Origin of the sequence: Chitinophaga sp. CC14, from assembly GCF_048957795.1 — a bacterium.
Lineage (GTDB): Bacteria > Bacteroidota > Bacteroidia > Chitinophagales > Chitinophagaceae > Chitinophaga > Chitinophaga ginsengisegetis.
The window spans coordinates 355,425-374,389 of record NZ_JARBFY010000001.1 but is presented as its reverse complement, the minus strand read 5'-3'; the positions used below and the strand labels follow the sequence as shown (position 1 = coordinate 374,389).

The following is an 18,965-nucleotide window of genomic DNA, read 5'->3' as shown; positions in this document are numbered from 1 at the left end:
AAGCCTGCAAACATGCCCCGGTTGCCACCGGAGTTTGTTTGCAGGCTTCATTATTCCTCCTTTTCCAATTCTCATATAAATTATGAATTCCGGTAGAATAATTATATTTTGAGAGTCCAGTGAATAATAAACACATATCATTTCTCAATCTAAATGGGTTATCATGCCAGTAAATTCCAATGAAGACTCTCGCCGGAGTTTCATCAGTAAATTTGCCAAAGGAGTAGTAGGAGCATCACTGCTGCCAAGTATCCTGACCGCAGCTGATAAACAAAGAAACATTCAATCACTTTCCCGCCTGAAAGAAAAATACAGTCCGAACGACCAGATACAGATTGCACTGATAGGTGCGGGTGGTATGGGAACAGCAGATGCCAATACGGCGATCACCGTGCCCGGTGTAAAGCTGATAGCCGCCTGTGATTTGTATGATGGCCGTTTGGCTGATGCAAAAAAGAAATGGGGTAATGATATTTACACTACCCGCAGCTACCAGGATATCCTGGACAGAAAAGACATTGATGCCGTGATCATCGCAGTGCCGGACTTCTGGCACAAAGATATTTCTGTGGCAGCCATGAATAAAGGCAAATCCGTGTATTGCGAAAAACCGATGGTACATGATATCACCGAAGGCCCCGCAGTAGTGGAAGCGCAGCAACGCAACGGAAAGGTAGTATACCAGGTAGGCAGCCAGGGCATGAGCTCCCTGGGTAATGAAAAAGCCCGGCAGCTGCTGAAAGATGGCGCTATCGGTAAACTTAATTATGCAGAAGGCTTCTGGGCACGTATGTCGCCCACCGGCGCATGGCAATATCCTATTCCTGCGGATGCTTCCACTAAAACAGTAGACTGGACCGCTTACCTCAAAAATGCGCCCAAGCGCGATTTTGACCCGTTACGTTTCTTCCGCTGGCGTAATTATAAAGACTATGGTACCGGCGTTTCCGGCGATCTGTTCGTTCACCTGTTTTCCAGTCTTCACCTGGTAACCGGTTCCCTCGGGCCCAACAAAGTAATGGCTACGGGTGGATTACGTTACTGGAAAGACGGCAGGGAAGTACCGGATATTATGCTGGGGATGTTTGATTATCCTGAAACAGAAATACATCCTGCATTCAACCTGTCGCTCCGCGTAAACTTTGTGGATGGTACCGGCGGTACCAACTACCTGCGCATGGTAGGCAGCGAAGGCTCCATGACGGTAGAATGGGATAAGGTAACCCTGTTCCGCAATAACGTACAGGTAGATGAAAACGATCCGCTGGCTGCTGCCAATGCAGCTGCTTCCAACAATGGAAAATCGTACGCCTATCACCGTGCGAACATGCTGGATCCTGAAAAGATGATCTATGAAGCAGAGAAAGGATACAAAGGCGCGCACTTTGATCACTTCTACAACCTGTTTAATGCAATGCGTACCAATGGCAAAGTAGCGGAAGATCCTACCTTCGGTTTCCGTGCTGCCGCACCGGCGCTGCTGTGTAACGAAAGCTATTTCGATAATAAGATCATCCACTGGGATCCGAAGAATCTGAAAGTAGTGAACAAGTAATTAAACACGGTATATATGAAGCACCTTTTGGTTCCTGCGTTGTCGGTGTTAACTATCGCGGCCGCGTCTTGCGGAAGCAATACGGTAAGTAACGATAACAAGAACGCCATTGCGGTGGCGGATTCCCTTGTAAGCACTGCGCTTGCGGATTCTACAGGAGCCGTATTAAGTGAGGCGGAAAAGGCGGAAGGCTGGCAACTGTTGTTTAATGGCCATACACTGGAAGGCTGGCGGACTTACAAAAATAAACCGGCAGATTCGTGGGTGGCGGAGAAAGGGATCCTGCATTGCCTGGGTAATAAAACAGACAAGTCTGATAAACGGGGTAACCTGATCACAGATAAACAGTTTGAGAACTTTGAACTGACAGCCGACTGGAGGCTGTCGCCGCAAGGCAACAGCGGCATCATGTATATGGTAACGGAAGAATTTGAAACCCCTCAGCTGAGTGGTCCGGAATACCAGATCATTGATGATAAAAATTTCCCGGAGAAGCTGGAGCCCTGGCAGCGCACAGGCGCCAACTACGCTATGAATCCTCCTTTGGCAGATGCTGCCAATCCCATTGGTGAATGGAACACGACAAAGATCATTGTGAACAAAGGTCATGTGGAACATTGGCTGAACGGGAAGAAAACGGCCGACTACGAGTTGTGGACGCCTGAATGGAAGAAACACAAGGAGGAAGGCAAATGGAAAGATGCCAAAGGTTATGGGTTGTCTAAAAAAGGCCACATTGCGTTGCAGGATCATGGCAGCGAAATATGGTTCAAAAATTTAAAGATCAGGGAACTATAAACAATTGGTCAAGCATATAAAAAATCCCGTCAAGGTTTACCTGACGGGATTTTTTTATACAGTTTGATGAACCGGGGAGAGCTTATACAGCTGCTTCGTAGCGTTTGCTGATGGCGTTCCAGTCTACAACGTTCCAGAATGCTTTCAGGTATTCCGGACGGCGGTTCTGATATTTCAGGTAGTAAGCATGTTCCCATACGTCTACACCGAGGATAGGCGTGCCTTTTACTTCAGCAACATCCATCAGCGGGTTGTCCTGGTTTGGCGTGGAAGAAACTTCCAGTTTGCCATCCTTTACGGTTAACCATGCCCAGCCAGAGCCGAAGCGGGTAGCGCCGGCAGTGCTGAATTTTTCCTGGAATGCTTCGAAAGATCCAAAGGTGCTGTTGATAGCATCTGCCAGTTTACCGGTTGGTGCACCGCCGGCGTTTGGCGCCAGGCTGGTCCAGAAGAAACTGTGATTCCAGTGACCACCGCCATTGTTTCTTACTGCCGGGCTGATTTTACCGGCGTTAGCTACCAGTTCTTCCAGCGATTTGTTCTCATTTTCTGTGCCTGCTACTGCTTTGTTCAGATTGTCTACATAAGCCTGGTGGTGCTTACCATGATGAATTTCCATTGTCAGTTTATCGAAATTCGGCTCTAACGCATCGGTAGCGTAGGGTAAGCTCGGAAGTGTAAATGCCATAACTCTAATTTTTATGGGTTTTAAAATATGATTTCTTGATAGTCGCCAAATTTACTGCCAATCCGTTAAAATTTAGATATTTATTATTAAGTTAACCAGATGTTCTGCAGGCGACTGTAAAAAGGGAATGGGGTAACAGGATAATTAGTGAAATCAATCAATGCCTGGGCTTGATCATATGGAAAATTATTTTATATTTACGGATACTCGGTTTAACAGGACGTAACATCAGGCATATTTTTCAGGTATGCCCGGTTGTTGTTTACCTATTGTTTGTTTAAAACTTATAGTATGCAGACAGGCTCGGACTCGGGGCTACATTTTTCCCTCAATGCCTTACAGAAGGAAAATGAGCATTTAAAAAATCGTATCCATTGGTTGGAGAGCGTTTTACATCATGTACCCGCCATGATTTACAGTTACGATAACAATAATAAATGTGTGACATGGTGCAACGACCGTCTCGCAGAAACGGTTGGATTTTCTGCTGATGAGATGACCGGGATGGGAATAGAATTTTTCCGGCACATCATGCATCCTGAAGACTTTAAACTGGCAGCTGTAGCACAGCAATCCTTTATCAATAACAAAGCACAGTTTGGCGGCCTGGCCCGCATCCGCAAAAAAGGAGAAATTGACTACCGGTGGCTGCTTGGGCTGGAAGTGCCATTTACGCACGATAAGAACGGAAGGGTGGTGGAAATCATCTGTGCCTTTTTAGATCTTACCAATGCCATTGATACCAATGCTCAACTGTCTGAAGCATTGGCAGCCATCATGCGCCGCCAGAATGAAACCCTTTTCAACAAACTCACCCCGCGGGAGAAAGATGTATTAGGAATGGCTGTAAAAGGACTGAACAACAAAGAAATAGCCCAATCGTTGAACCTTAGCCGTTATACCGTGGAAACCCACCGGAAAAACATCCGGCTGAAACTGAAAGTGCGTAACACCTCAGAACTGGTAGCAATTGCCCGTAAGATAGGATTTGAATAAAATTGTATTTTCCTGATAGCCAACTTTTAAGGAGAAATATCTGGTTGCAGAATATTTGCTAAAAATTGCTAAATATTTCAAAAATACCCAACATTGGGTATTTGCTCGTTTTTCAAACTCCACTAATTTAGTGAATTAAATATTATATGTGTTTTTTAAACATCCGCTATGATTATTAGCTGAAACACCCCTATGACTATGATAACCGAGGAAAGAGCATTTGACATCTTACAACTGGAAGAATCTGCAACTGCGGACGAAATTGTGGCACGCTACGAAATCCTTAAAGATCAATACAGAAAAATAAAAGATGAAACGGAAGACCTGAGAACACGGCTGGCGTACCAGTTGAAACAAATAGAACTGGACGACGTATTTATATATTTCAGAAGGAAACAAAGAATATAAAAGAACCACCGGTATTCTTCCTTTATATATCCACAGGGAAAACTATGCCCTCATCTGCCCGTTGGCTTTAATTCATTATATTTACCAGCCTAAACCCTACCTAAACAATCATTCTATGAATGTTATCTTGATCGTTTTGATAGTACTGGCTTTAGTCGTCATACTATCATCGTTTGTAACGGTGCAGCAGGGAAACATTGCTGTCACTACTATCTTCGGAAAATACAACCGGGTGCTTTTCCCCGGACTGAACTGGAAAATACCCATCATTGAAAAGGTATTTAAAAGGGTATCCATCCAGAACAGATCTGTGGAACTGGAATTCCAGGCCATCACCATTGACCAGGCGAATGTGTATTTCAAGGCCATGCTGTTGTATGCCGTGTGGAATCAGGAAGAAGAAACGCTTAAGAATGTGGCATTCAAATTTATGGATGAAAGAAGCTTTATGCAGGCGCTGGTTCGCACCATTGAAGGTTCTATCCGTGGATTTGTAGCTACTAAAAGACAGGCAGAGGTGTTAGGACTCCGTAAAGATATTACGGAACACGTAAAAGAACAGATCGACAAAACCCTGGAAGAATGGGGTTTCCACCTGCTGGATCTGCAGATGAATGACATCACTTTTGATGAAGTGATCATGAAGTCGATGGCACAGGTAGTGGCTTCCAATAACCTGAAAGCAGCTGCTGAAAATGAAGGTCAGGCTTTACTGATCACCAAAACAAAAGCGGCAGAAGCAGATGGTAATGCGATCAAGATCGCAGCAGAAGCAGAGCGCCAGGCCGCGCAGTTGCGTGGTATGGGTGTGGCTTTGTTCCGTGAAGAAGTAGCCAAGGGTATGAGTATGGCCGCCAAAGAAATGCAGCAGGCCAACCTGGATACCTCGGTAATCCTCTTCTCCATGTGGACTGAAGCTATTAAACACTTTGCCGAAAACTCAAAAGGAAACGTCATCTTCCTGGACGGTTCTTCCGAAGGGATGGATCATACCATGAAGCAAATGATGGGCATGAATAAGCTGATGGATTCCACCAAAAAGTAATTATCTCCTTTGTTCAAAGAAGGTTTTCATCAGCTGTAAACTTTCTTCGCTGCACGGACCGGCCTCCAGTTTTGTTTTGGGATGAAACGGGGACCGGTCGCCGGTAGCTCTCCGGTAGCTGTTCTTGTCATCTGCCGCGGCATAAACAATCCTGCCTATTTTACTCCAGTATAGCGCCCCGGCACACATCAGGCAGGGTTCCACTGTTACATACAAAGTAGCTTCCATCAGGTATTTACTACCGAGCGTATTGAATGCGGCCGTCAGCGCAATCATTTCTGCGTGTGCGGTACAGTCGTTCAATCTTTCCACATGGTTATAGCCACGGCCAATAATGCGGTTGTTCAGCACTACTACCGCACCAATGGGTACTTCTCCGTCTTCAAAGGCTTTGCGTGCTTCCTGCATCGCCTGCCGCATAAAATGTTCGTCTGTCATAACTGTTAGTATTCAGCCTTTGATTGCAAAACAACCAAAGGCTAAAAATTATTTGTTGATCATTGCCAGAAACTCATCTTCCGACAGGATCTTAATGGTATTAATTTTCTTGGCCTTTTCCAGCTTACTGCCGGCATCATCGCCTACTACCAGGTAGTTGAGTTTGCTGCTCACGCCGCTCACTATTTTACCACCTTCCTGTTCCACCATTTCCTCTGCCTCGGTGCGTTTCAGCTTATGCAGGGTGCCGGTGAACAAAAACGTTTGCCCGTTGAGGTTACCCGAGGTATGTGTTTCCTTTTTTGTATTCGTCATGCTGATACCTAAGGCTGCCAGCTTGTTCAGCATTTCAATATTATCATTGTTGGCAAAAAACAGCCGGATGGAGCCCGCTACTTTCGGTCCTATATCTTCCAGTGCGAGGATCTGTTCTTCCGTCCAGTTTTGCAGGTCCATGATATGGTTCACTGCATTGGCGAGTGTTTTGGCGGTGGTTTCACCTACATAACGGATACCCAGGCCAAATATCAGGCGGTGCAGCGGCTGCGTTTTTGATTGCTCAATAGCCGATTGAAGATTGGTCAGTGATTTTTTACCAAAGCCTTCCAGCGCGCCTATCTTCTCAAAATCCAGTTCATAAATACCGGGTATATCTTTTAGTAGTCCTAATGAAAAGAATTTGCGCACATTACTTTCGCCAAAGCTTTTGATATCCATTGCATCCTTGCTCACGAAGTGAATCATTCTTTCTACTACCTGTGCTTCACAGCTGATGTTGGTGCAGCGCCAAACGCTTTCCCCTTCCGGCTTTACGAGCTTATCATGACACACGGGGCAGTGTGTAGGAAAGATGATGTCCTGCTCGCTGCCATCGCGTAGGTCGGCCACGGATTTCACGATATAAGGGATCACGTCTCCTGCTCTTTCCACCAGCACGGTATCTCCCAGTTTCAGGTCTTTCTCTTTAATTACTTCTTCATTAAAAAGAGAAATAGACCCTACGGTTACGCCGCCAATGGGCACAGGGTCGATCTTTGCCACGGGCGTGATAGAGCCGGTGCGGCCCACCTGGAACTCTACGCTGCGGAGTTTACTGGTGGCCTGCCGTGCCTTGAATTTATAGGCAATGGCCCAGCGCGGGTGATGGGTGGTCATACCCAGCCGGTCCTGCAGGTTATAGTCGTTTACTTTGATCACCATGCCGTCTATTTCATAAGGCAGGTTATCTCGTTCTGTTTCAAATTTCAGCACGTAGTCAATAACGCCCTGTATGCCTTTTATCACTTTCTTTTCTTTGGCCGGGCTGCGGAAACCGAGGGTAGATAACAGTTCCAGCGTACCGCTATGCGTTTTGAGTGCATCGGGTTCTGTTTTTCCCGGGTTCATGTTATGGTAACTCATGTGATAGAGGAATGCTTCCAGTCCGCGTTTGGCTACTTCATTGGGATCTACCATCCGCAACGAGCCGGAGGCGGCATTACGCGGATTGGCCAGCGGGGGCTGGTTGTCGGCGATGCGTTTATCGTTAAAGGCTTTGAAGGTGTTTTTATTGATGAGCACTTCCCCGCGTATTTCTATCTGGTGAATGCCATATTTTGAGAAGGAGGCCGACAGGGGGATAGAGCGGATCTGTTTGATATTGGTGGTGATGTCTTCTCCTGCAACGCCATCGCCGCGGGTAGCGCCGCGTGTCAGCCGGTCGTCTTCATAGATCAGTGAAATACTGGCGCCATCGAACTTGGGTTCAATGCAGTATTCAATTTCAGCAAGGCCGGCGCTTTCGCGTGCTTTGCGGTCCCAATCCAGCAGGTCATCTGCATTGTAGGAGTTTTCCAGGCTGAGCATGGGTACCAGGTGTGGTACAGTGATAAATTCTTTGGTGAGTCCCTGTGCTACCCGCTGGGTGGGAGAGTCGGATGTAACGAGGTCCGGATGTTCCAGTTCGAGTTTTTTCAGCCAGGCAAACAACTGGTCGTATTCATAGTCGCTGATCACGGGTTCACTTTCCACGTAGTAGCGCCAGTCGTTATAACTGATTACACGACGAAGGGCATCCAGGGTTTCATCAATGGATTGCAGTAGTTTTTCCTGCTGTAAATGGCTGAGCAGCTTTTTGGCCAGCTGCGTCAGGGTTATTTCTATCTCCTTTGTGTACATAATTGGTATAACTGAGCCGTAAATTTAAACTTATCTTTCAGGTTAGGGATATCTGTTGAAAAAAATCCGGGCACTTTTGTTTTAAATGTGATATTTTTTTCTTTCATTTGAATATAGTTCCACGCGTTATCGAATTAACTGAGTTTACTGTAATTCCACGTCTTTATGATGTCTATGTACACCAAGAACCTCAACACGCACCTCGTTGAAATAAAGGATTATTTCAAGGTAGCCATTTCGGTTGACTGCGTCATTTTCGGATTCAACAACGATGAGTTGAAAGTACTGTTAATAGAATCGGATCTCAAAGAGTTTAAGGGGAAGTGGTCGTTGCTGGGCGACATTGTGCGGCCGGAGGAAGAGCTGGATGAAGCAGCTTACCGGGTGCTTAAAGCGCGCACCGGGCTGGATAATGTATACATGGAGCAGGTGCAAACCTTTGGGGCAGTGGAGCGGCATCCTGCGGGCCGGGTGATTACCGTGGCCTATTATTCGCTGGTGAACATTGAGCATGTGGAGCTGAAAATGAGTAATAATGAACTGCACTGGCACAGCGTGAAAGAGCTGCATGAAATGGCCTTTGACCACAAACAGATCCTGGATACCTGTCACGAGCGGCTTAAACAGCAGGTGCTGGTACAGCCTATTGGATTCAACCTGTTGCCCCGCAAGTTTTCCCTCCGCGAATTACAGAATTTGTACGAAGCTATCCTGGATATGGAACTGGACCGTCGTAATTTCAGGAAGAAGTTTTTATCGATGGATTTACTGATGGATTTGAATGAAGAAGAAGAAGATGTGCCTCATCGTCCGGCGAAGCTCTATAAATTTAATTTTGATAAATATGACCAAAGAAAGAAGCGTTATCTCGGGATAGGCTTCTAAAACTGCTGTTGTAATATTTTTTTCTCCTTCACTTTTGCAATCTCTGCCATTTCGGTTAATTTAAGTGAGACCAAAATCCTCTGCCACGGAGGATTTGACATTGCTCTCGCATGCCCAAAAACAGCTGTGTTAATTTTCTATCTAAATAGAAAAAAAAGTTTGTTTTTAACAAAATTTTAAGTAAGATTGTGTAAGATATACACATCTTAAGAAGCAAACAACCGTCAGTTATAAAACCAAAATTTAACTTGTTCGCCAAAAGCATTTTTTTTCGTTTGTTTTATTGCCGTATGTAGAAAATTCCATTTAACAGATTTGAAGACTATAAATCATTTATCACTAGTTTGATTTTATAGTTCCACGTTATGAAACATAAGACTGCTAAGCATTAATGCCTTGTGTCTTACTTTACGCTTTCCCTTGTACAGGTAATGTACAGGGGAAAGTTGTTTTAGGGAAATACTAACCTGATCCGGGATCAGTTAAATATTTTGCAATAAGATCCGGCGCCTGTTCAATCAATTCTAATTCTGGGCAAACCCACGCTATACCGGCAGTTCAGCTGGTTTTTCCGTAACTTGCATTCTTCGCGGATTTCATGCAGGAAGCATGAAACCCCTGGTCAAAAATCCGGTAATTGATATGTCTTATACACCACAACATAAGGTTCGCATTGTAACAGCAGCAGCTTTATTCGACGGGCATGATGCGGCCATCAATATCATGCGGCGCATTATGCAGGCAAAAGGAGCCGAGGTGATTCACCTGGGACATAACCGCTCTGCAGCAGAAATCGTAGACTGTGCCATCCAGGAAGATGCACAGGGTATAGCCGTAACCTCCTACCAGGGAGGCCACGTGGAATTCTTTAAATACATGTACGACCTGCTCCAGGAAAAAGGTTGCGGCCACATCAAAATCTTTGGCGGCGGTGGCGGTACCATTCTCCCGGTAGAAATAGCAGAACTGCATGCCTACGGCATTGCCCGCCTCTACTCACCGGACGATGGCCGGCAAATGGGACTGGAAGGCATGATTGAAGACCTGATCAGCCAGTGCGATATTGCTATCAAACCATTAGCTGCCGGCGCCGGCGTGGAAGACATCCCGCAACTGCAGGCCGACAAAAATCCTAAGATCATTGCGAGGGCCATCAGCCTGGCAGAAAACGATATGCCGGTGGCTATGCTCACCGGGCAAAAAGCAAGAACTGCTGTTACAGTAGATGAAGCGGCCGGCACTCACATTACCCACACCGCCGCAGATCCTGAAAGATCGCCTGTACTCGGTATCACCGGAACAGGCGGCGCCGGTAAAAGCAGCGTAACAGATGAACTGGTTCGCCGCTACCTCAATCATACTACCGATAAAACCGTAGCCGTGATTTCGGTGGACCCTTCCAAGAAGAAGACCGGCGGCGCTTTGCTGGGCGACCGGATCCGGATGAATTCCATCCACCACCCACGCGCCTACATGCGCTCACTGGCCACCCGCGAAAGCGACAAAGCCATCAGCGAACATATCCAGGAAGCCATCGATATCTGCAAACTGGCAGCATACGATTTTATTATCCTGGAAACATCCGGTATTGGTCAGAGCGATACCGCCATCACAGACTATTGCGATGTTTCGCTGTATGTGATGACACCGGAATATGGCGCCGCTTCCCAGCTGGAGAAGATCAATATGCTGGACTATGCCGATGTAATTGCCATCAACAAATTTGACAAGGCCGGCGCACTGGATGCCCTGCACGATGTGCGTAAACAATATAAGCGTAACCACAACCTCTGGAACGCCAAAGAAGAAGAATTGCCGGTGGTAGGCTCCATTGCTTCCCAGTTCAATGACGCAGGCATCAACCTGCTGTTTGAAAAAGTAATGGAAAAAGTGGAAGAGAAAACCGGCGCCAGCTTCGGACCTATGGCGCATGAAAGCATTAAGTCCACTTCTACCAAATCACAGATCATCCCACCGGCGAGGGTACGTTACCTGGCGGAGATCTCCGAAGCCATCGGCGATTACAGCAAATGGGTGGATGAGCAATGCAAACTGGCTACACAGCTATACCAGGTGGAAGGTGTAATGGCCCTGCATCCGGCATCTGCCGCCGCACTGGCCGACATCAAAGCACACCTGGAAAAATCATTACACCCGGAATGTAAAAAACTGGTGGAGGACTGGCCTGCACTGGTGAAGAAATATACCGCCGACTTTTACGAGTTCCAGGTAAGGGACAAAGTGATCAAACTACCGCTGTACAGCGAAAGCCTCAGCCACAGCCGTATTCCAAAGGTGTCGCTGCCTAAGTATAAAGACTGGGGCGATATTCTGCGCTGGCAGCTCACCGAAAACCTGCCCGGTGAATTCCCTTATGCGGCAGGCGTGTTCCCGTTGAAGCGCGAAGGAGAAGACCCTACCCGCATGTTTGCAGGGGAAGGCGGTCCGGAAAGGACGAACAAACGTTTTCACTACGTATCACTCGACCAGCCGGCAAAGCGGCTGTCTACTGCATTCGACAGTGTTACCCTTTACGGCGAAGATCCGGCAGTGCGTCCTGATATCTACGGTAAAGTAGGCAACTCCGGCGTGAGCATCGCCACCGTAGACGACGCCAAAAAGTTATACAGCGGCTTCGATCTCTGCGATCCGAAAACGTCGGTATCCATGACCATCAACGGTCCTGCGCCCATACTGCTGGCGTTTTTCATGAATGCAGCCATTGATCAGCAATGCGAAAAATATATCAAAGAGCAGGGTCTTACCGAAAAAGTAAAGGCCCTCATCAAAACTAAATTCAAAGATCATCCGCTGCCACACTACAGCGGCGATCTGCCGGCAGGTAACGATGGCCTGGGTTTACAGCTGTTGGGGATTTCGGGAGAAGAAGTACTGGACAAAGATGTATATGAAAAGATCAAAGCGCATGCCCTCAGCACAGTTCGTGGCACCGTGCAGGCAGATATCCTGAAGGAAGACCAGGCGCAAAACACCTGTATCTTCTCTACAGAATTTGCATTAAAACTGATGGGAGATGTACAGGAATATTTCATTACGCAAAAAGTCCGCAACTTCTATTCTGTCAGCATTTCCGGCTACCATATTGCAGAAGCCGGCGCCAATCCTATCACGCAACTGGCGTTTACCCTGGCAAACGGTTTTACCTACGTAGAGTATTACCTGAGCCGCGGCATGAACATCGATGATTTTGCGCCCAACCTGTCGTTCTTCTTCAGCAATGGTATGGACCCTGAGTATGCGGTGATCGGACGTGTGGCCCGCCGTATCTGGGCTAAGGCCATTAAGTATAAATACAAAGGAAACGACCGCTCCCAGAAACTGAAGTATCACATTCAAACTTCCGGTCGCAGTTTACACGCACAGGAAATTGATTTTAACGATATCCGCACTACGCTGCAGGCACTGTATGCGATTTACGATAACTGTAATTCCCTGCACACCAACGCATATGATGAAGCCATTACCACACCTACGGAAGAAAGTGTGAGAAGGGCAATGGCCATACAGCTCATCATTAACCGTGAACTGGGTACCGCTAAAAACGAAAACCCGGTACAGGGAGCGTTCTTCATCGAAGAACTTACCGACCTGGTGGAAGAAGCCGTGTTAACGGAATTTAACCGCATCACCGAACGTGGCGGCGTATTAGGCGCTATGGAAAGAATGTATCAGCGTAACAAAATACAGGAGGAAAGCCTGTACTATGAATCGCTGAAACATACCGGTGAATTCCCGATCGTAGGCGTAAATACTTTCCTGAATAAAAACGGATCGCCTACTATTATCCCGGCAGAAGTGATCCGCTCTACCACAGAGGAAAAGGAATTCCAGATCCATACCCTCGAAGCCTTCCAGCAAAGGCATCAGCATAAGAGCGCCGCTGCACTTAAACAATTACAGCAGGTGGCTGTTAGCAATGGCAACCTCTTTGCGGAACTGATGGAAACGGTGAAGCATTGCTCATTAGGGCAGATCACGCATGCACTGTATGAAGTAGGAGGGCAGTACCGGAGAAATATGTAATCTTAATACTGTTATAAAAGCCTGTATCAGCTACTGATACAGGCTTTTTGTATTATATTAGTATTACCTTTTTGATGGCCGTTATCAGCCGGGTCTGTCTGTCCTATTTTTACAGCTTCACTTATCGGAATTACTATGAAAAGAATACTTGTTGGTTTGGCTTTACTGGGCGCTTTGCAGGCAAATGCCCAAACAGCAGATACCGCCGCAAAGCGGGTGTTGCTGCCCAATGGCTGGGCTTTAACGCCGGTGGGGCATTCATTGCCGCTGGGGGATTTACCCCTGAATATGGTGGTATCTCCATCAGAAAAACTGATAGCGGTTACCAACAATGGTCAAAGCAAACAAACCATACAGCTGATAGATGCCGGAAAGGAGATTGTACTCGATGAAGTAAGTATCCCCAAAGCCTGGCTGGGACTTGCGTTCAGCAGGGACGAAAAGAAACTGTATGCCTCCGGCGCCAATGATAACGTAATATGGCAGTATACTATCAGCCATAATAAATTACTGGTAACAGATAGTATCCGGTTGGGATTGTCGTGGCCAAAAGAAAAAATCTGTCCTACCGGGATGACTATCGACTACTCACGTAACCGGCTATACGTAGTAACCAAGGAAGACAACAGTTTGTATATTATCGACCTGCTCACCAATAAGGTAATCAGCAAAGTAGCGCTGGGAGCGGAAGCATACACCGTTACTTTATCTAAAAACAGGAACCTGTTATACATCTCTCTCTGGGGAGGCGATGCGGTGGCGGTATTTGATGTTGCCTCCAGTAAAATTACCAATACTATCAAAACGGGCAGTCATCCTAACGAAATGATTTTGTCTGCCAATGAAAAATATTTATATGTAGCCAATGCCAATGACAATTCGGTATCGGTGATCAGCACTGCCGGTCAACGGGTTATTGAATCGCTGCAAACGGCCTTGTATCCGGATGCGCCGGCGGGCTCCACCACTAATGGCCTGGCATTATCTGCCAATAACAACACGCTTTATATTGCCAATGCAGATAATAACTGCCTGGCGGTTTTTGATGTGGAAACACCGGGAAAGAGCAGATCGGAGGGGTTTATCCCGGTGGGTTGGTATCCTACCTGTGTAAGAAGGATCGGCAAAAAATTATTTGTGGCCAATGGCAAGGGATTTACTTCTATGGCCAACCCGGAAGGCCCCAACCCGGTGAGCAGGAAGGATGAAAGCGGATCGCACCTGGCGAATACCCGTAAGGATAGGCCGGTGCAGTATATCGCCGGTTTATTCAAAGGCACCCTGTCGATGTTCAACGAACCCGGAGAAGCGCTGCTGGGCCGCTGGTCCAAGCAGGTGTATGAGAATACGCCTTACACAAAAGAGAAAGAACAGCATGCTGCCGGAGAAGCAGGGAACCCTATTCCACGAGCTGCAGGGCAATCATCTCCCATTAAGTATGTATTTTATATCATCAAGGAAAACCGTACTTATGACCAGGTGTTAGGTGATATGCCGCATGGCAACGGCGACAGCAGCTTATGTATTTTCCCGGAACGCATTACGCCTAACCAGCATCGTTTATCCAATGATTTTGTATTGCTGGATAATTTTTATGTAGATGCAGAAGTAAGCGCCGATGGGCATAACTGGAGCATGGCAGCCTATGCCACCGATTATGTGGAAAAAACGTGGCCCACCAGCTACGGTGGCCGGGGTGGTACTTATGACTATGAAGGCAGCCGCAAGGTGGCTTACCCGGAGAAAGGATTCATTTGGGATTACTGTCAGCGCGCCGGTGTTAGCTACCGCACCTACGGCGAGTTTGCGGGGAAGGGAAAGGCGACGTTGAAATCGCTGGAAAAGTATTTCTGCACTGACTATCCTTCATTCGATCTTACCATACAGGATGTTGCGCGGCAACAAATCTGGCAGCGTGATTTCGATTCGTTGCTGGCGATAGATGCTGTGCCGCATTTTAACAGCATCCGTTTAGGGAATGATCATACCAGCGGTATGCGGAAGGGCGCCTATTCGCCTTATGCCTCTGTGGCCGACAATGATCTGGCAGTGGGCCGGCTGGTGGAATACATCTCCCATAGTAAAATATGGAAGGAGAGCGCCATTTTTATACTGGAAGATGACGCACAGAATGGACCTGATCATGTGGATGCACATCGTTCTCCTGCTTATGTGATTAGTCCGTATGTAAAAAGAAATACCGTAAATCATACCATGTATTCCACATCCGGCATGCTGCGTACAATGGAGCTGATCCTGGGTTTGCCGCCTATGAGCCAGTACGATGCTGCTGCTACTCCGATGTGGGAATTATTTTCAGCTACGCCCGATCTCCGGCCGTACACGGTATTATCTGCGAATGTGGATATCAACGAAAGAAATACTGCCTGGAATGAAAGTGCCCGCCGGTCTGCCAGCTTCGACCTGGCGCATGAAGACAGGGTGCCGGACCTGGAGCTGAATGAGGTAGTGTGGAAGGCCATTCGTGGCGAGCAGGCGGTGATGCCGGCGCCCAGAAGAAGCGCTTTTGTGAAGTTGCAGGCCGCTGAAGATGAGGACGACTGATAAATCGATTAAGCAAATCCACAAAACTTTTCTATTTTAGGGTTTCCTAAATTCAAAAACGTTATGGTTGCAAGGAGAGATTTTCTTAAGAACAGCGCCCTGGTAGCAGGCGTTGTTGGGCTTGGATTGCCCAAAACAGTGTTTGGCTGGAGTGGGTATACCTCCCAACGTCCGCCCCTGGCAAAGCGGAAATTCACCAGTGAGGCGGTGGAAAAGACAATTATAAAGGTGAAATCCCAGATTGCGGATACCAAATTGGGATGGCTGTTCGAAAACTGTTTCCCTAATACGCTCGACACAACGGTTAATTTTAAGAAAGAAAACGGCCGGCCCGATACTTTCGTGATCACCGGAGATATTAACGCCATGTGGCTGCGCGACTCCTCTGCCCAGGTATGGCCTTACCTGCCACTGGTAAAGGATGATGCAAAGCTGAAAGAAATGGTGGTGGGCGTCATCAACCGTCAAACAAAATGTATCCTCATTGATCCGTATGCCAATGCCTTCAATGAAGGTCCTACCGGCAGCGAATGGGATAAGGATTTGACCACCATGAAGCCTGAACTGCATGAACGCAAATGGGAAATTGATTCTCTTTGTTACCCGGTTCGCCTGTCTTATAACTACTGGAAGATCAGCGGTGACAATACGCCCTTTGATGATAAATACAAACAGGCCGCTCAGCTCATCGTGAAAACATTTAAGGAACAGCAACGTAAAGACGGTCACGGTCCGTATAAATTTCAGCGTAACTCACCCGTACAGTCGGATACCGTTGCCAATGGAGGCTGGGGTAATCCCATTTCCCCGGTAGGGCTGATCGTTTCTATTTTCCGTCCGTCTGATGATGCTACGGTATTTCCTTTCCTGATTCCGTCCAACATGTTTGCCGTAGTATCTCTGCGTCAGCTGGCGGAAATCAGCGAAACCATTTATAAAGATCCAGCCTTTGCACATGAATGTATTGCGCTGGCAGATGAAGTAGACCGCGCTATTAAGGCCCATGCTATTGTGGAACATCCCAAGCTGGGTATGATGTATGGTTTCGAGGTAGATGGTTTCGGCAACCGTTTATTCCTTGACGATACCAATGTGCCCAGTCTCCTGTCTATTCCTTACCTGGGCTATACCGGCATTGATGATCCGTTGTACCAGGCTTCCCGCCACTTTGTATGGAGCAATTTCCAGCCCTGGTTTTACAGGGGCAAATATGGTGATGGAGTAGGTAGCCCGCATACCGGTAACGACTATATCTGGCCGATGAGCATTATCATGAGAGCTTTAACCAGTCATGATAAGGAGGAAATAGCTTCCTGTATTAAAACCTTACGCAATACCGATGGTGAAACCGGGTTTATTCATGAATCTTATCATAAAGATGATCCGTCGAAGTTTACCCGTCCGTGGTTTGCCTGGGTGAATACACTTTTTGGAGAGCTGATCCTGAAAGTAAGCCAGGAGTATCCTGATCTGCTGAAGAGGCAATACGCATAGATAATCCAGATATTTCTACCAGGGATTTTGTGGTTTATGTTCAATATATTGCGAACATACACCATGAAATCCCTGATTTTTTTAGTTATAAATACCAGATAAATGACACCAGCAGATACGTACCAGCAAAAGATCCACCAGTTCCGGGAAGCGATAAAAAAAGAGAAACGGTTAACCGCCAGCCTGTCGTGGGCACGGCTGATCTGTTTCCTGGCGATAGTAGCCGGCATCGTGTTTTTTATCCGGAGCGGCTGGGAGGCGCCGTGGTTGCTGGTTACAGCTGCCGGTATGATTGCGTTTATAGTATTACTGGTGTTGTATTCCAGGGCACAGCAGAAGCTGCAGCTCTTCAAATCCCTGCTGGAGCTGAATGAGAAGGAATTGCAGGTGGTAACTACCTGGCAATCGGCCTTTGACGACGGGAATGAGTTTGTGGACGACAAGCATGATTTCAGCAGCGACCTGGATGTTTTCGGGCCGTCTTCTATTTTTCAGCATATTAACCGCACGGGTACTTTGTCCGGCAGGCGGCAGCTGGCCGCCGCATTGAGAAACCCGCTGGAAGATGCTCCCGCTATACTGGCCACACAGGAGGCTTTGCAGGTGCTTACACCGGAGCTGGAGTTCCGGCAGCTGCTCACCGCCAATGCCACGCTGGCAAAAGAGGAAGAAAGCGATCGCAGGGAAATCAGCGCTTGGCTGGAAATGCCTTTCCATTTTCTGCACAACAAATTTATAAATGTGGTTATCTGGCTGAGTCCTTTGCTGGTAACCGGCTCCATTGTGGTGTATGCCACCACCGGCAAGTATTACCCGTTGTTAATACTGATTATGTTGAACTGGTTGCTGCTGGGCGGCAGTCAGAAAAAGATCATGGCGCAATATGTCCTGATTTCCCACAAGGAACGGATACTGGATAAGTTCTCTATCTTATTACATCTTATAAAAAACGGCAGTTTCAAAAAATCCGCTTTACTGCAACAGCAGCAGGATATGGCCAAAGAGGCCGATGTAGCACTGCGGCAGTTATCTAAAGTATGCAATGCATTTGACCAGCGGCTGAACCTTTTGGTGGCGCTGGGGCTCAATTCCCTGATGCTGTATGATCTCCATTGCATCCTGCGTTTGGAACGATGGAAAAAGCAGCATAAGCAGCACATCACCCAGTGGTTTGATGTGATTACCCAGCTGGAAGTGTGGAATAGCCTGGCTACTTATGCCTTTAATCATCCGGAATTTTCGTGGCCTGCGCCGCAGGCAGAAGGCCGCATCCTGGAGGCTACGGCGCTTGGGCATCCCCTGATCCCGGCCGGCGAATGCGTGAAGAACGATGGCGCCGCCGGCAGCAAGGATCATTTCCTGATCATTACCGGGTCTAATATGTCCGGTAAAAGTACCTTCCTGCGGAGCGTAGGCTCCAACCTGTTGATGGCTATGTGCGGCGCACCGGTGTGTGCCGACCGTTTTGTGTTCAGCCCTATGCGTATCATGACTTCCATGCGTATCAAGGATTCTATCGCCAGTCACACCTCTTATTTCCAGGCGGAGTTGCTGCGGTTACAACATATTATCCGTCACCTGAAAACCGGTGCGCGGGTATTTATTTTGTTAGATGAAATTCTCAAAGGCACCAATTCTGAAGATAAATTATCGGGCTCACGCAGCCTGATAGAGCATTTCCTGCAATATAACTGCCTGGGCATGATTGCCACGCACGACCTGGAGCTGGGGCAACTGGAAGCGGCCTATCCCGGTCAGATCAGGAACTACTGCTTTGAAAGCACCATACAGGATAATCATCTCTTCTTCGATTACCGCATCCGGGTGGGCATTGCCCGGAATAAAAACGCCACTTTCCTGATGAAGCAAATGGAAATTATTTAAATCCTAAA

13 protein-coding genes are annotated in these 18,965 nt (G+C 47.3%); 10 read left to right on the top strand and 3 right to left on the bottom strand.

Annotation, left to right across the window (positions count from 1 at the left end):
• Nucleotides 1-163 precede the first annotated feature (163 nt).
• Entirely contained in the window at nt 164-1,555 is a 1,392-nt protein-coding gene (locus PV783_RS01545; protein WP_111577356.1) for a Gfo/Idh/MocA family protein, read from the top strand.
• 15 nt (nt 1,556-1,570) lie between these two features.
• Nucleotides 1,571-2,353: a 3-keto-disaccharide hydrolase gene (locus PV783_RS01540; protein ID WP_420986939.1), complete on the top strand. Its 783-nt coding sequence runs from the start codon at nt 1,571-1,573 to the stop codon at nt 2,351-2,353.
• 82 nt (nt 2,354-2,435) lie between these two features.
• Here the strand turns inward: PV783_RS01540 and PV783_RS01535 are convergent, their stop codons facing one another.
• Nucleotides 2,436-3,041: a superoxide dismutase gene (locus tag PV783_RS01535; protein ID WP_079471174.1), complete on the bottom strand. Its 606-nt coding sequence runs from the start codon at nt 3,039-3,041 to the stop codon at nt 2,436-2,438.
• A gap of 291 nt (nt 3,042-3,332) precedes the next feature.
• On the opposite strand from PV783_RS01535, the gene PV783_RS01530 reads away from it, so the two are divergent.
• The 3 genes from PV783_RS01530 to PV783_RS01520 all read left to right on the top strand — a co-directional run bounded on the left by PV783_RS01530 (nt 3,333) and on the right by PV783_RS01520 (nt 5,490).
• Complete coding sequence (locus PV783_RS01530; RefSeq protein WP_079471173.1) at nt 3,333-4,037, top strand: LuxR C-terminal-related transcriptional regulator; 705 nt, start codon at nt 3,333-3,335, stop codon at nt 4,035-4,037.
• Between the two features lie 192 nt (nt 4,038-4,229).
• Nucleotides 4,230-4,445 (top strand): hypothetical protein, encoded by a 216-nt coding sequence (locus PV783_RS01525; protein WP_079471172.1) that lies wholly within the window; start codon nt 4,230-4,232, stop codon nt 4,443-4,445.
• A 115-nt stretch (nt 4,446-4,560) separates the two neighbouring features.
• Complete coding sequence (locus PV783_RS01520; protein ID WP_142684834.1) at nt 4,561-5,490, top strand: SPFH domain-containing protein; 930 nt, start codon at nt 4,561-4,563, stop codon at nt 5,488-5,490.
• Here PV783_RS01520 and PV783_RS01515 read toward each other — a convergent pair whose 3' ends face one another.
• Together PV783_RS01515 and ligA are read right to left on the bottom strand one after the other, a co-directional pair.
• Complete coding sequence (locus tag PV783_RS01515; RefSeq protein ID WP_079471170.1) at nt 5,491-5,928, bottom strand: nucleoside deaminase; 438 nt, start codon at nt 5,926-5,928, stop codon at nt 5,491-5,493.
• Between the two features lie 48 nt (nt 5,929-5,976).
• The gene (ligA, locus tag PV783_RS01510) at nt 5,977-8,085 is read right to left on the bottom strand and encodes an NAD-dependent DNA ligase LigA (RefSeq protein ID WP_420986938.1); all 2,109 of its coding nucleotides are present in this window, start codon (nt 8,083-8,085) and stop codon (nt 5,977-5,979) included.
• Nucleotides 8,086-8,250: 165 nt separating this feature from the next.
• Between ligA and PV783_RS01505 the strand changes: the two genes are divergently transcribed.
• The 5 genes from PV783_RS01505 to PV783_RS01485 all read left to right on the top strand — a co-directional run bounded on the left by PV783_RS01505 (nt 8,251) and on the right by PV783_RS01485 (nt 18,957).
• A complete protein-coding gene (locus tag PV783_RS01505) occupies nt 8,251-8,970 on the top strand; it encodes an NUDIX hydrolase (RefSeq protein WP_079471168.1) in 720 nt (239 codons plus the stop codon).
• A gap of 642 nt (nt 8,971-9,612) precedes the next feature.
• Entirely contained in the window at nt 9,613-13,014 is a 3,402-nt protein-coding gene (locus PV783_RS01500; RefSeq protein ID WP_111577453.1) for a methylmalonyl-CoA mutase family protein, read from the top strand.
• 135 nt (nt 13,015-13,149) lie between these two features.
• Complete coding sequence (locus tag PV783_RS01495) at nt 13,150-15,579, top strand: beta-propeller fold lactonase family protein (RefSeq protein WP_420986937.1); 2,430 nt, start codon at nt 13,150-13,152, stop codon at nt 15,577-15,579.
• A gap of 63 nt (nt 15,580-15,642) precedes the next feature.
• Nucleotides 15,643-17,073 (top strand): glycoside hydrolase family 125 protein, encoded by a 1,431-nt coding sequence (locus tag PV783_RS01490; protein WP_420986936.1) that lies wholly within the window; start codon nt 15,643-15,645, stop codon nt 17,071-17,073.
• A 102-nt stretch (nt 17,074-17,175) separates the two neighbouring features.
• Nucleotides 17,176-18,957 (top strand): MutS-related protein, encoded by a 1,782-nt coding sequence (locus PV783_RS01485; RefSeq protein WP_420986935.1) that lies wholly within the window; start codon nt 17,176-17,178, stop codon nt 18,955-18,957.
• Nucleotides 18,958-18,965: the final 8 nt, after the last annotated feature.